This window comes from Pseudomonas mandelii, from assembly GCF_024138395.1.
GTDB lineage: Bacteria > Pseudomonadota > Gammaproteobacteria > Pseudomonadales > Pseudomonadaceae > Aquipseudomonas > Aquipseudomonas mandelii_E.
The window spans coordinates 283624-297863 of sequence record NZ_JAMYDU010000005.1 but is presented as its reverse complement, the minus strand read 5'-3'; the positions used below and the strand labels follow the sequence as shown (position 1 = coordinate 297863).

14 protein-coding genes are annotated in these 14240 nt (G+C 57.8%); 9 read left to right on the top strand and 5 right to left on the bottom strand.

Annotation, left to right across the window (positions count from 1 at the left end; all coding sequences use genetic code 11):
* Positions 1-60 precede the first annotated feature (60 nt).
* Together NHU87_RS11880 and NHU87_RS11875 are read right to left on the bottom strand one after the other, a co-directional pair.
* Positions 61-417 carry a BON domain-containing protein gene (locus NHU87_RS11880; protein ID WP_253548470.1) on the bottom strand — a complete coding sequence of 119 codons (357 nt, stop codon included), beginning with the start codon at positions 415-417 and terminating at the stop codon, positions 61-63.
* Between the two features lie 315 nt (positions 418-732).
* Complete coding sequence (locus tag NHU87_RS11875) at positions 733-1155, bottom strand: pilin (RefSeq protein WP_253548468.1); 423 nt, start codon at positions 1153-1155, stop codon at positions 733-735.
* A gap of 226 nt (positions 1156-1381) precedes the next feature.
* Between NHU87_RS11875 and pilB the strand changes: the two genes are divergently transcribed.
* From pilB to yacG, 5 genes are read left to right on the top strand one after another with little or no spacing between them, the layout of a single operon-like run.
* The gene (pilB, locus tag NHU87_RS11870; RefSeq protein WP_253548466.1) at positions 1382-3082 is read left to right on the top strand and encodes a type IV-A pilus assembly ATPase PilB; all 1701 of its coding nucleotides are present in this window, start codon (positions 1382-1384) and stop codon (positions 3080-3082) included.
* 2 nt (positions 3083-3084) lie between these two features.
* Positions 3085-4302, top strand: a complete 1218-nt coding sequence (locus tag NHU87_RS11865) for a type II secretion system F family protein (RefSeq protein WP_253548464.1) — start codon at positions 3085-3087, stop codon at positions 4300-4302.
* Between the two features lies 1 nt (position 4303).
* Positions 4304-5176: a prepilin peptidase gene (locus tag NHU87_RS11860; RefSeq protein WP_253548462.1), complete on the top strand. Its 873-nt coding sequence runs from the start codon at positions 4304-4306 to the stop codon at positions 5174-5176.
* Positions 5173-5796, top strand: a complete 624-nt coding sequence (gene coaE / locus NHU87_RS11855; protein WP_038981519.1) for a dephospho-CoA kinase — start codon at positions 5173-5175, stop codon at positions 5794-5796. Before NHU87_RS11860 ends, coaE begins: the two co-directional genes overlap by 4 nt.
* Positions 5793-5993, top strand: coding sequence for a DNA gyrase inhibitor YacG (gene yacG / locus NHU87_RS11850; RefSeq protein WP_253548460.1), 201 nt, complete (start codon positions 5793-5795; stop codon positions 5991-5993). Before coaE ends, yacG begins: the two co-directional genes overlap by 4 nt.
* Positions 5994-6132: 139 nt before the next feature.
* Here the strand turns inward: yacG and NHU87_RS11845 are convergent, their stop codons facing one another.
* Positions 6133-6822, bottom strand: a complete 690-nt coding sequence (locus NHU87_RS11845; protein WP_253548458.1) for an energy-coupling factor ABC transporter permease — start codon at positions 6820-6822, stop codon at positions 6133-6135.
* Between the two features lie 246 nt (positions 6823-7068).
* On the opposite strand from NHU87_RS11845, the gene NHU87_RS11840 reads away from it, so the two are divergent.
* From NHU87_RS11840 to dctM, 4 genes are all read left to right on the top strand, one after another.
* Positions 7069-8523 carry a TrkH family potassium uptake protein gene (locus tag NHU87_RS11840; protein ID WP_253548456.1) on the top strand — a complete coding sequence of 485 codons (1455 nt, stop codon included), beginning with the start codon at positions 7069-7071 and terminating at the stop codon, positions 8521-8523.
* A 104-nt stretch (positions 8524-8627) separates the two neighbouring features.
* Complete coding sequence (locus tag NHU87_RS11835; RefSeq protein WP_253548454.1) at positions 8628-9623, top strand: TRAP transporter substrate-binding protein; 996 nt, start codon at positions 8628-8630, stop codon at positions 9621-9623.
* Positions 9624-9693: 70 nt separating this feature from the next.
* Positions 9694-10326, top strand: a complete 633-nt coding sequence (locus NHU87_RS11830) for a TRAP transporter small permease (RefSeq protein ID WP_253548452.1) — start codon at positions 9694-9696, stop codon at positions 10324-10326.
* Positions 10323-11606, top strand: a complete 1284-nt coding sequence (gene dctM, locus NHU87_RS11825) for a C4-dicarboxylate TRAP transporter large permease protein DctM (protein ID WP_253548450.1) — start codon at positions 10323-10325, stop codon at positions 11604-11606. The genes NHU87_RS11830 and dctM overlap by 4 nt, the downstream gene beginning before the upstream one ends.
* A gap of 124 nt (positions 11607-11730) precedes the next feature.
* Here dctM and NHU87_RS11820 read toward each other — a convergent pair whose 3' ends face one another.
* Entirely contained in the window at positions 11731-12999 is a 1269-nt protein-coding gene (locus NHU87_RS11820) for an OprD family porin (RefSeq protein WP_253548448.1), read from the bottom strand.
* Between the two features lie 17 nt (positions 13000-13016).
* The gene (locus NHU87_RS11815; RefSeq protein WP_253548446.1) at positions 13017-14237 is read right to left on the bottom strand and encodes a benzoate/H(+) symporter BenE family transporter; all 1221 of its coding nucleotides are present in this window, start codon (positions 14235-14237) and stop codon (positions 13017-13019) included.
* Positions 14238-14240 lie beyond the last annotated feature (3 nt).

The following is a 14240-nucleotide window of genomic DNA, read 5'->3' as shown; positions in this document are numbered from 1 at the left end:
CAAACGTATGACTCGGCCCGTCTACCGCACCTTCTCCCGGTCCAGGCGAGAAGCCTTGCCTTAATCGGCTTTCAGGCCGTCAGCGGAGACCGCTTTGACGCCTTTGATATTTTTGGCGATCGCCACCGCGGTGGTTTTCTGAGCATCTGTCAGAACGGTGGTGGAAGACAGGGAAACAACGCCTTTGTTGGTTTCGACTTTGATGTCAGTGCCCGGGATGCCTTTTTCGGTCACCAGGTCTGCTTTGACTTTGGTCGTGATCCAGGTATCGGAAACATCCTCTTTCGCTTCAGTAACTTCACCGGCGGCCAGCATCATAGGTGCCTGAGTCGCTTGGGTGGTCTGTGCAAATGCGGCGTTGGCCATGGTCAGGGTCAACGCGGTAGCAGTAGCGGCAGCGATAGCGAACTTCTTCATACGAGTAACTCCTGTATTTCTGGAAAGTCTGCTGCATGTCTTGTCAGCAGGGTTACTGGAGAGAGTGCGAACGCTGTGCCAACTGCCAGATAAAAAATAAATGCTTATAAATCAACTACTTAACAACTATAGTGATTTTCGAAATCATGCAAATTGCATGACTGCGAAATTATCTACATGCAACATGCGGGTTTTAACGCAGGCCTAAGGCCATGAATTGTCGGGGTTTTCTTGATTATTGGCGCGGCCATCAAATGATGGACAAAAAAATGCCCCGCGTCGTGAAACGCGGGGCATTGGCAGGATGACGATAGATCAGCCAGCAGCGGCAGCGCCAGTGCAGCCTTTAGGCGCGTATTCCTGTTCAGCCGTGGTGGCACATGTCCAGCCACCGGCGAGCGTGCGTGTAAGCGTAATGGTTTTGCTGAGCACCGGCCCTGGAGCATTGAGAATCGTGCAGCCAATAGTGCCTGCACCGTCAGCAGCGGTACCCGATGCCGTAATCGTGCAATTACCGGTGGTCACCGTACCGCCGATCAGTGCGAGGGTGGGGTTAGTGCCTTGGTTGATGATGTCTTCGAAAGGCACTTTCAGTGCCGAGATTTCTGCAAGCGCAGCGGTAACTTTCGCCCGCGCCTGATACTTCGAATACTGCGGTAATGCAAACGTTGCCAGAATCCCGATGATCGCCACCACGATCAGCAGTTCGATCAGGGTAAAACCTTTTTGATTTTTCATAGACAGGCTCCATGCATGAGTCGAAATCTCATGATCTGAACAAGGCGCAGCACAGGTCATGCCAAGCCGCGCGCGCCCCTGTCTGCGGGGCGGGAGATCGCGGCAACGACCTTTCCTACTACACGGATCCGCACAATCTGACACTTTTTGTCACCTCATCCCGGCTGGTTTGGTTCCACTGCTTGACTAGGCTATAAGTCATTAACTGTCTGCGTCCGGTATCCCGATGAATGACATTGCCCTTAGCGGTCTGGCCAAGCAATTGGTACTGGCCGAGATGATCACTGACCAAAGTGCGCAACAGGCGTATCAGCAAGCCCAACGCAATCGAATTTCGCTGGTCAGCTATCTGGTGCAAAACAAACTGCTGAAAAGCTGGCAGGTCGCCGAGGTGGCGTCGGAGCATTTCGGCATGGCCCTGCTGGACCTCAATTGCCTGGACAAGGACACCCAACCCCGAGGGCTGGTCAGCGAGAAGCTGATTCGCCAGCACCACGCCCTGCCCCTCTGGCGGCGTGGTAACAAGCTGTTCGTGGGGATTTCCGACCCGACCAATCATCAAGCCATCAACGACATCCAGTTCAGCACCGGGCTGAGTACCGAAGCCATCCTGGTGGAGGAAGACAAGCTCAGCGATGCCATCGAAAAATTCTTCGACAACCACTCCACCGGCCTGGAGGACATGGCCGATGTCGACCTCGACGGGCTGGACATCGAGTCGGTCGATGACCAGCAACAGGATTCAATCGTAGGGCAAGATGCCGATGACGCCCCCGTGGTGCGCTTCGTCCACAAGATGCTGCTCGACGCGATCAAGAGCGGTTCTTCCGACCTGCATTTCGAGCCCTATGAAAAAATCTACCGCGTGCGGATGCGCACCGATGGCATGCTGCGGGAGGTCGCCAGGCCACCGACACAACTGGCCAATCGCATTGCGTCCCGGCTGAAGGTCATGGCCAGTCTCGACATCTCCGAGCGGCGTAAACCCCAGGACGGGCGAATCAAGATGCGCCTGTCCAAAAGCAAGTCCATCGACTTCCGGGTCAACACACTGCCAACCCTGTGGGGCGAGAAAGTGGTGATCCGGATCCTCGACCCGTCCAGTGCCCAAATGGGCATCGATGCCCTCGGCTACGAACCCGATCAGAAAGACCTGTACATGGCCGCCCTCAAGCAGCCACAGGGGATGATCCTGGTGACCGGCCCCACCGGCTCAGGCAAGACCGTGTCGCTCTATACCGGGCTGAACATCCTCAACACCGTCGACATCAATATTTCCACCGCCGAAGACCCGGTGGAAATCAACATGGAAGGCATCAACCAGGTCAACGTGAACCCGAGGCAGGGACTGGATTTCGCCCAGGCGCTGCGCTCGTTTCTGCGTCAGGACCCGGACGTCATCATGGTCGGCGAAATCCGCGACCTCGAAACCGCCGAAATCGCCATCAAGGCCGCCCAGACCGGGCACATGGTGCTTTCCACCCTGCACACCAACAGCGCCGCGCAAACCCTGACCCGCTTGCGCAATATGGGGATTCAGGGGTTCAACATCGCGACCTCGGTCAGCCTGATCATCGCCCAGCGCCTGGCGCGCAAACTGTGCAGCCATTGCAAGAGACCCATCGAGATTCCCCGCGAGGCGTTACTCAAAGAAGGCTTTCCCGAGGAACGCATCGGCTCGTTCACGATCTATGAACCGATCGGTTGCGATCAGTGCAACAGCGGTTACAAAGGGCGAGTAGGGATTTATGAAGTGGTCAAGAACACCCCAGACCTGCAACGGCTGATCATGGCCGAAGGCAATTCACTGGAAATCGACATCCAGATGCGTAAGGACGGCTTCAACGACCTGCGTACTTCGGGCCTGCTCAAGGCCATGCAAGGCATCACCAGCCTTGAAGAAATCAACCGGGTCACGAAGGACTGAACATGGCGGTCAAAGCAGCGAAAATCAGCGTATATGCCTGGGAAGGCACAGACAAAAAAGGCACAAAAATGACCGGCGAATTGACCGGCCAGAATCCTGCGCTGATCAAGGCTCAGTTACGCAAGCAAGGGATCAACCCGGGCAAGGTGCGGAAAAAAACCGCGTCCATTTTCAGTGCCGGCAAACGCATCAAGGCCCTGGACATTGCCCTGTTTACCCGGCAGATGGCGACCATGATGAAAGCCGGCGTGCCGTTGCTGCAATCGTTCGACATTATCGGCGAGGGCTTCGATAACCCGAACATGCGCAAGCTGGTGGACGAGGTGAAACAGGAAGTCGCGGCCGGCAACAGCTTCGCCGCGGCCCTGCGCAAAAAGCCCCAGTATTTCGATGAGCTGTACTGCAATCTGGTGGATGCCGGCGAACAGGCCGGGGCTCTGGATACCTTGCTGGAACGGGTGGCGACCTACAAGGAAAAGAGCGAAAGCCTCAAGGCCAAGATCAAGAAAGCCATGACTTACCCGCTGGCGGTGGTGTTTGTCGCAATCATTGTGACCGGGATTCTGCTGGTCAAGGTTGTACCGCAATTCGAATCGGTGTTCTCGGGGTTTGGCGCCGAGCTGCCGGCGTTCACCGTAATGGTCATTGGCTTGTCGGAGTTCCTGCAGGCCTGGTGGTGGATGGTGCTCGGCATGTTGGGTGCGCTGGTCTTCGGCGTCCGCCATGCCTTTAAAAAGTCCCCGGGCTTTCGGGACCGGATGGACACTTGGCTGCTGAAACTGCCGTTGGTTGGCGCGCTCATGTACAAGTCCGCCGTGGCCCGTTACGCCCGCACCTTGTCGACGACATTTGCCGCCGGGGTGCCACTGGTCGAAGCCCTGGATTCAGTCGCGGGCGCAACCGGCAACATCGTGTTCAAGCGAGCGGTGTTACGCATCAAGCAGGATGTTTCAACCGGCATGCAGCTGAATTTTGCCATGCGCACCTCCGGCATCTTTCCGAACATGGCGATCCAGATGACGGCCATCGGCGAAGAGTCTGGCGCACTGGACGACATGCTCGACAAAGTCGCGAGCTTCTATGAGGACGAGGTGGATAACATGGTCGATAACCTGACCAGCCTGATGGAGCCTTTCATCATGGTAGTGCTGGGGGTTATCGTCGGCGGCCTGGTGGTTGCGATGTACCTGCCCATCTTCCAACTTGGCTCAGCGATCTGATATGTCCTTGAACGAATTTCTGAGTCTCAACCCGCTGGCCTTCGTGATCACCGCAGGGGTGATCGGCTTGCTGATCGGCAGTTTTCTCAATGTGGTGGTCTGGCGTCTGCCGAAAATGCTCGAGCGTGAATGGCGCCTGCAGGCCCATGACGTCCTGGATTTGCCACCCGAAGCCCCCGGCCCGGCTTACAACCTGATACTGCCCCACTCCGAGTGCCCCGACTGTGGCCATCGGATTCGAGCATGGGAAAACATTCCCGTGCTCAGTTATCTGTTTTTACGGGGGCGATGCTCGAACTGCGCGACGCCGATCAGCAAACGTTACCCGCTGACCGAACTGGCTTGCGGCGTACTGTCGGCGTTCGTCGCCTGGCATTTCGGTTTCGGCTGGCAGGCCTGCATGGTGCTGGTCCTGAGCTGGGGTCTGTTGGCGATGAGCCTGATCGACGCCGAACACCAGCTGTTGCCGGACGTGCTGGTGCTGCCGTTGATATGGCTGGGATTGATCGTCAACAGCTTCGGGCTCTTCGTCTCGCTGCACGACGCGCTTTGGGGCGCGGTGGCCGGCTACATGGCGCTGTGGACGGTGTTCTGGCTGTTCAAGCTGATCACCGGCAAGGACGGCATCGGCTACGGTGACTTCAAGCTCTTGGCGATGCTCGGCGCCTGGGGCGGCTGGCAGATCCTGCCCCTGACCATCCTGCTGTCATCGCTGGTAGGAGCCATCCTCGGGGTGATTTTGCTGCGCCTGCGGGATGCGAAAACCTCGACCCCTCTGCCCTTTGGCCCCTATCTGGCGATTGCCGGCTGGATTGCCTTGCTCTGGGGTGGTCAAATAACCGGCTTCTATTGGCAGTTTGTCGGTTTGAAATGAATACCCCTGTGGAAAAACCCTGGATTCTCGGTCTGACCGGCGGCATCGGCAGCGGCAAAAGCGCGGCCGCCCAGCACTTCATCGATCTGGGCGTGCACGTGGTGGACGCCGATCATGCGGCTCGCTGGGTGGTCGAACCCGGTCGCCCGGCACTGGCGAAGATCGCCGAGCACTTTGGCCCCGGCGTGCTGCAAGCCGACGGCCAACTGGATCGCGCGGCGCTGCGCAAGCTGATCTTCGAAGTGCCGGATGAACGCCGCTGGCTCGAAGCACTGCTGCATCCGCTGATCGCCGAAGAAATCACCCACCATCTGGCCAAGGCACAATCGTCTTACGCGATTCTGGTTTCGCCGCTGCTGATCGAGTCCGGACAGTACGCCATGACCCAACGGGTCCTGGTGATCGATGCCCCGGAACAGTTACAGATCGAACGCACCCTGCAGCGCGACCAGACCAGCGAACAACAGGTCCAGGCGATCCTCAAGGCCCAGTCCAGCCGACAGGACCGCGTGAGCCATGCCGACGATGTGGTGGTCAATGACCGCGACCTCGCCTGGCTGCACAGCGAGGTTGAACGTCTGCATCACTTTTACCTTACTTTGCGTGGAGGCCAGTCATGAGCCAAACCCCAACCATCAATTGCCCAACCTGTGGCGCCCCTGTCGAATGGAGCCCCGAGAACAAGTTCCGGCCATTCTGTTCAGACCGTTGCAAACTGATCGACCTGGGCGCCTGGGCGTCGGAAGAACACAAGATCCCGGTGGCCCCCGATGCCGAGGACGAGTTGTTCAGCGGCGACTTCGACCCGCGTCACTGATCCCTGGATCGCCAAGATCGCAGCCTGCGGCAGCTCCTTACGCCGACCGGGTACACCCTTGAGGTCGAAGTCATGTACCAATCCGTAGGAGCTGCCGCAGGCTGCGATCTTTTGGGGCCGACAACGCTTAGCTGAAGGATCAAGGCTTGGGGTCATCGTCTTTCCAGGGCGCCGAAAGGTAGCGCGTGCGATTGAACGTCTCCAGCCATTCGGGGCAGAACACCACCAATGCGCTGACCACCATGCCGTTGATAAACGCTTCCGGAAAAATCAGTAGCCACAGGTAACCGACAAAATCTATCAGCCAATAGGGCATGGCGAAACGTTCGTCGTACCACAGCAATGTGAGCGTCAGAATCAAACACAACAAGGCCGACAACGCAGCGGCAAAAAAACCGGAACAGAAGATGTACACAAAGGGATTACGCGGCTGCGCGCGTTCGACCAGGATTGCGCAGCACTCGGTGACCAGCACCGGCAGCAGAATCAGCAGCGCGCCATTGACCCCCATGGCCGCCATGTCCTGCCGTCCGAGCAGCACCAATCCCGCTTGCGCAACCAACCCGCCGACAATCGCCAGCGGCCAATCCAGTAGTAACGTTACCGCCGTCATGCCGATGAAGTGATAGGACACGCCGGTGTCGAAGTCCCGTCGCACCAGCCAGAGCATGAACAGCGCGAACACCGTGCCGAACAATAGATGCTGACGGCGGCTGTCGCTGAACAGTTCCACCCAAGGCGCTCGACAGACAGCCCAGATCACCACCGGCGCGTAAATCAGCCAGCCTACTGTAAGGCTTTGCGGTGACAGCAGTTCGGCGCCGATCATGGGCGTGCCTTCTTCGGCAACTGGCCCCACATAAGCGCAGGACTGAGCAGCAACGCTGTTCTATATTTCACGCGTCTCTCCCATCGTAATAGTGCTCAGTCTATACCGGCGGTTCTGAGTGGCCGTGTTGCACGTCTACCCTGGTGAATCGAGAATCCGAGGGATCGAAAAAAGTTACGCAAACTTTACGAGACAAAACGACAAGCCCGTCGATACTGCGCGACGCTAACAAGGCAGGCGTTATTTATGTCCATTGCGGTACTGCGGCTTATCGGTTTCATCCTGGGTATCTTTTTGATCACGCTTGCTGTGAGCATGGCGATACCGCTGCTCACGCTGGTGATCTATGAACGCAACGATGAAATGTCGGCCTTTCTGTGGTCAATCCTGATCACGGTGATGTCCGGGCTGCTGCTGATTAACAAGGGACGTCCTGAGAACGCTGAGTTGCGTCCCCGCGATATGTACATGCTGACGACCGCCAGTTGGGTGGTCGTCTGCATGTTCGCCGCATTGCCCATGGTCTTTATCCAGCACATCAGTTACACCGACGCATTTTTTGAAACGATGTCCGGCATCACCACCACCGGATCGACCATCCTGACCGGTCTGGACACCGCCTCTCCCGGCTTGCTGGTCTGGCGTTCAATGCTGCATTGGCTGGGCGGGATCGGCTTCATCGGCATGGCCGTGGCCATCCTGCCGCTATTGCGGGTCGGGGGGATGCGGCTGTTTCAGACCGAATCCTCCGACTGGTCGGAGAAGGTCACACCACGCTCCCACGTCGCCGCCAAATATATTCTGGGGTTGTATATCGGGCTTACCGCTCTTTCCACGCTGGCCCTGTGGATCGCAGGGATGACGCCGTTCGAAGCCGTCAACCATGCAATGTCGTTGATTTCCACGGGAGGTTTTTCCACCTCCGATGCTTCTCTGGCCCACTGGCCGCAACCGGCCATTCATTGGGTAGCGGTGGTTGTCATGATTCTGGGCAGTCTGCCTTTTACGCTGTATGTGAGCACATTGCGCGGGAATAAACGGGCCTTGTTCAAAGATCACCAGGTACGCGGGTTCATTGGCTTTTTGCTCATTACCTCGCTGCTGGTCGGCACCTGGTTGTGCTTGCACAGCCAGTATGGCTGGTGGGAGGCGGTTCGGATCGTGGCGGTCAACGTGACATCGGTGGTCACAACGACCGGCGTGGCGCTGGGGGATTACACGTTATGGGGCAGTTTCTCCGTGCTGCTGTTTTTTTATCTGACCTTTGTCGGTGGCTGCTCCGGCTCCACCGCTGGCGGTCTTAAAATCTTCCGTTTTCAAGTGGCGGGCGCCCTGCTCATGGGCAGCCTGAAACAATTGATCCACCCTCGAGCCGTCATCCAGAAAAAATACAACAATCACCCCATCGACGAGGATATCGCCCGTTCGCTTCTGACGTTTTCATTCTTTTTCACCATCACCATCGGGGCAATCGCCTTGGGGTTGGCGCTCATTGGCCTGGACTGGACCACGGCATTGAGTGGCGCGGCCACTGCCGTCTGCAACGTGGGACCTGGCGTTGGTTCGATCATTGGCCCGGCAGGTAACTTCTCGACACTGCCCGATGCCGCCAAATGGCTGCTGACCGTTGGCATGCTGCTGGGAAGATTGGAGATCCTCACCGTTCTGGTGTTGTTCATCCCGGTTTTCTGGAAATACTAGTTGCAACGACCAATGGTGATTTATTGCCTAGACTCCTCTTGTCCACCGTGCAAACGCGTTTCAGACATGAACGGCACGAGAACTAAAACAAGAGGAACCTCTAAATGCTCAAACCATTGTGGAGCGCGGCCGTCTGCACACTCGCCCTGGGTGTGTCGAGCCTGGTACTGGCGGCTGATCCAGTCGTTATCAAGTTTTCTCACGTGGTCGCCGAACAAACGCCTAAAGGCCAAGGCGCCCTGCTGTTCAAGAAACTTGTCGAAGAACGTCTGCCCGGCAAGGTCAAGGTAGAGGTTTATCCAAACTCTTCTCTGTTTGGTGACGGCAAGGAAATGGAGGCGCTGCTGTCGGGCGATGTGCAGATGATTGCGCCGTCGCTGGCCAAGTTCGAGCAATACACACCCAGGCTGCAATTGTTCGATTTGCCGTTCCTGTTCAACGACATCTCGGCAGTCGACCGTTTCCAGCGAAGCCCTGACGGCCAGGGGCTTCTCAAGGCAATGGAAAGCAAGAACATCACCGGTCTGGCCTATTGGCATAACGGCATGAAGCAGTTATCCGCCAACAAGGCGCTGCGTGAGCCGGGCGATGCCCGCGGTTTGAAATTCCGGGTTCAGGCCTCGGCCGTGCTCGAAGAACAATTCAAGGCGGTGCGCGCCAACCCTCGCAAGATGAGCTTCGCCGAGGTCTATCAGGGCTTGCAGACCGGCGTCGTCAATGGCGCGGAAAACCCTTACTCGAACATCTACAGCCAGAAAATGCACGAAGTGCAAAAGTTCATCACTGAATCCGACCATGGCTTGCTCGATTACATGTTGATCACCAATACCAAGTTCTGGACTGCCCTGCCGCCGGATATAAAAACCGAGCTGGACAAGATCATCGTCGAGGTCACCACTCAGGTGAACAAAGATGCGGAGAAACTGAACCAGGATGCCAAACAGAACATCATCAACGCCAAAACCACTGAAATCATCACGCTGACTCCAGAGCAACGTGGCAAGTGGCGCGAAGCAATGAAACCGGTCTGGAACAAGTTCGAAGGCGATATCGGTGCCGACCTGATCAAGGCCGCCGAAGCCGCCAACCAGGCTCAGTAATCTGCCGGCGGGCGTCGCCCGAAAGGGTGGCCCTGTTTCATAGTCGTCACTCGATCGGGAGATGCCACTCATGAATGCCTTACGGCGCATCTGGGATCATTTCGAAGAAGGTTTTATCGTCTTCCTGCTGGCGGCAATGACGCTGGTAACGTTCGTTTACGTCATCCTCAATAACCTCTATAGCGTTTTCTACAGCTTCGCCGACTATTGGCCAAGCGCCGGTGAACCGTTATTAGCTATTGGCGATAGCGTCATGGGGATGGCCCAGGCTATGACGTGGAGCATATCGCTGACCAAAGCCTTGTTCGCCTGGTTGATCTTTTTCGGCTTGTCCTATGGCGTGCGCACGGCCGGACACATCGGTGTCGATGCCTTGGTGAAACTGGCCAGCAAACCGGCTCAGCGAATCATTGGCATCATTGCCTGCCTCTGCAGCCTGGCCTATGCGGGCCTGCTCAGCGTCGCCAGTTTCGAATGGATTCAGACGCTGTTCATCGCTGGCATCGGTGCCGAGGACCTCGGTCATTACGGCATCATGCAATGGCACATCGGGCTGATTGTGCCGGTGGGTTTTGCCTTGGTGTTCATCCGCTTTGCCGAGATCCTGGTGCGCATTGTGCAAAATCGTCAAACGGGCCTGGGCCTGGTCGACGAAGCCGCGGAGGTGCTGAAACTGACCGAGCATGAGGATGACAAGAAATGACTATTCTTTTCCTCTTTGTTGCTCTGTTCGCGCTGATGTTTATCGGCGTACCGATCGCCATTTCCCTTGGCTTGGCCGGTTCGCTGACGATCATCTTTTTTAGCCCTGACTCCGTGCGCTCACTGGCCATCAAGCTGTTCGAGACCTCCGAGCACTACACGTTGCTGGCCATCCCATTCTTTTTGCTGGCCGGCGCATTCATGACCACGGGCGGTGTGGCGCGGCGCTTGATCGACTTTGCCAACGCTTGCGTTGGGCATATTCGCGGCGGCCTGGCCATCGCGGCGGTGCTGGCGTGCATGTTGTTTGCCGCGTTGTCCGGCTCAAGTCCCGCAACGGTAGCCGCCGTGGGTTCCATCGCCATCGCGGGGATGGTCCGCTCCGGTTATCCACAGGCATTCGGTGCCGGGATTGTGTGCAACGCCGGCACGCTGGGGATTCTTATTCCGCCTTCCATCGTGATGGTGGTGTATGCGGCGGCGACGGAAACCTCGGTCGGCAAGCTGTTCATGGCCGGCGTGGTGCCCGGTCTGTTGCTGGGTACGGCATTGATGGTGGCCATCTACGTCGTCGCCGTCAGGAAAAACCTGCCCGCCATGCCGCGGGCGACTGTTCGTGAATGGTTGAGTGCGGCACGCAAGGCCGTTTGGGGCTTGCTGCTCATGTTCATCATCCTGGGCGGCATCTACACCGGGATGTTCACCCCGACCGAGGCGGCAGCAGTGGCGGCGGTCTACGCGGCATTTATTGCGCTGTTCGTCTACAAGGACATGTCGTTTCGCGAGATACCGAAGGTACTGCTCGAGTCCGCCAAGCTGAGCATCATGCTGATGTTCATCATCGCCAATGCCATGCTCTTCGCTCATGTACTGACCACCGAGCAATTACCCCAACAAATCACCGCTTGGGTCATCGGCGCGGGCCTGACACCGGTGACATTCCTGCTCGTGGTGAACATAGTGTTGTTGGTGGCTGGGGCGTTCATGGAACCCTCGGCAATCATCCTGATCCTGGCGCCGATCATGTTCCCGATCGCCATGAAGTTGGGAATCGACCCGATTCACCTGGGGATCATCATGGTGGTGAACCTGGAGATTGGTCTGATTACGCCGCCCGTAGGCCTGAACCTGTTCGTTACCTCGGCGGTGACCGGCATGTCACTGACCGCCACCATCCGTGCAGCAATGCCTTGGCTGATTATCCTGCTCCTGTTCCTGATATTGATTACCTATGTACCGTGGATTTCTCTGGTTCTGCCGAACTCGCTGGGGATGAGGTAACCGGGACGTCAGGCCCAATGCCGCGGATCGTTCATCACCGCGTCATGTTCGGCGAACAGTTTGGGCAGTTCGGGCCTTGAGAAAGGCCACCCAGGTCCGGACCTGGGCATCGAGAAAACGAGGTTCATAACAGCTTCCACGTGTAACTGAGGATCAGGCGGTTTTCGTCGATATCACTGCGGTAGTTGGAGCGCGCCATGACGTTGCGCACGCGGATGCCGAGGCCTTTGAGGCTACCGCTCTGCAGCACATAGCCGATATCCAGATCGCGCTCGCGGTCCTTGCCTTCAAAGCCCTTGCCGGTATCGACGTTATTGCCGGTGATGTAACGCACGGTACTGGTCAGCCCCGGCACGCCCAGAGCCGCGAAATCGTAGTCGTAGCGTACCTGCCAGGAACGCTCATCGGTGTAGGCGAACTCGTAAGTCGGCACCTCGTTGCCCAGGGGTGAGATGTTGGCAAACACGCGCGGGAAGGCGCTGTCGCCGAACATGCCCTGATAGCCGACATAAAACGTGTGGCCGCCGCGCTTGGCCGACAACAAGGAGAAAAACGCCTGGTTGTCGATATTGCCCAGCAACTTTTTGCCGTCTTCGCGCGAATCGTAATAGCCAAGGTTGGCGCCCAGGGTCCAGTCGCCCATCGGCTGGCTGTGCTTGAGGCCGAGGAAGCGCTGATTGTAGATATCTTCCAGTTGCCCGAACCAGGCACTGACCGAACTGCGTTTGTCATTGAAGGCGTAATCGGCGCCGGCAAAGTTGAAACTATCGCTGCTGACCTGACGCTGCGGTACATGACCGAGCATGGCTTGCATCTTTTCATCGCCGGCCTCGTTGCGCAGGCTGGTCGAATTCAAGTGGCCGCCTTGCAAGGTCAGGCCATTGATCTCATTGGAACTGATGCTCGCGCCCTGATAGCTGGGCGGCAACAGACGGATATCGCTGAAGGCCAGCACCGGCAGGTTGGGTTGCAACTCACCCACTTTCAACTCGGTCTTGGAGTAGCGCATCTTCAACGCGCCTTCCAGACGGCTGTAATCATCCGCCGCACGTCCGTCACCGTGCACCGGCAGCAAACCGGTGTTGACCCGGTCCGGGCTGCTGTCGAGCTTGAGGCCCAGCAGGCCGATAACATCCACACCAAACCCAACCGGGCCCTGGGTATAACCGGATTTGACGTTGAGGATAAAGCCTTGTGCCCACTCTTCGGCCTTCGATTGTTGATTGGCCCCGACGATGTCCGAGAAGTCCCGGCTGAAGTAGTAGTTACGCGCCTGCAATGTGGCCGTGGTGTCTTCGATGAAGCCGCCCTCGGCGGCCATCACGCCACTGGAAAAACCCGAGGCGAACGCCAGGGACAACACTGAACCGGTTGCTGGAAGAATCTGTTTCATCGTTTTTTCTCTTATTTTTATTGATCGACAGGTTGAAGTGCTTCAGTCGCAGCGGTTTCGCTGCGGGGGACGGGACGGCGGGCGCTTAGCAGCAAATGGGTGACCATGCCGAAAATCAGTCCCCAGAAAGCGGCGGACAAACCAAACAGCGACATGCCCGAGGCGGTGGTGAGAAAGGTCACTAGCGCGGCTTCGCGATCACTCGGCACCGCCATTGCGCCGGCCAACGCCCCGGCTATCGCCGCGAATAGCGCCAGCCCGGCCAGGGCTGCGATCAGTTCCTTGGGGAACGCCGAAAACAACGAAACCAGCGTGGCGCCGAAAATCCCCAGCACCAGGTAACACAGCCCGCCCACGACCCCGGCCACATAGCGCTTGCGCGGATTTTCATGGGCCTCGCGACCGGTACAAATGGCCGCGGTAATCGCCGCCAGATTCAGCCCGTGACAACCGAACGGTGCCAATAGCGCAGTGCCCAACGCACTGCTGGCGATGATCGGGCCGGCGGGCGTTGAGTAACCGCTGGCACGCAGCACCGCCATGCCAGGAACAAACTGGCCGGTCAATGCCACCATCATCAGCGGCAAGGCGACATTCAGGATCGCGCTCAGGCTGAACGCGGGGGTGATCCACACCGGTGTGGCCAAACCGATTACCAGCGCTTCGCGGTGCAAATCACCGGCGAGAAATGCGATGGAACAACCCACCAGCAGCACCATCAACACCGCATAGCGCGGCATCACCCGTTTGCAGATCAGGTACGTGGCAAACATCGCCAGCACCAGCAGCGGCTTGCCTTGCAGCGAGACGAACAATCCGGTGCCGAAGCTGAACAAAATCCCCGCCAGCATCGCCGCCGCAATCGCCGCGGGCAGTTTGCCGATGATCCGGTCAAAAGCCCCCGACACGCCGACCAGGAAGATAATCAGGCTGCTGACCAGATAGGCGCCCACCGCCTCCGGCATGGAGATTCCCGGCAACAACGCCACCAGCAACGCCGAACCCGGCGCCGACCACGCGATGATCACCGGGACGCGGTAACGCAGGCTCAAACCGATGCCGAGCACGGCGCTGCCGATGGAAATCGCCCAGACCCAGGACGACAACACTTCCCGCGAGAGCTGCGCCGCCTCGGCCGCCTGAAAGATGATCACCAAGGGACCAGCGTAGGAAATCACTGTGGCGATAAATCCGGCGACAGCCGCTGACAGGGAAAAGTCCTGGAATAGCGCTTTCATGAC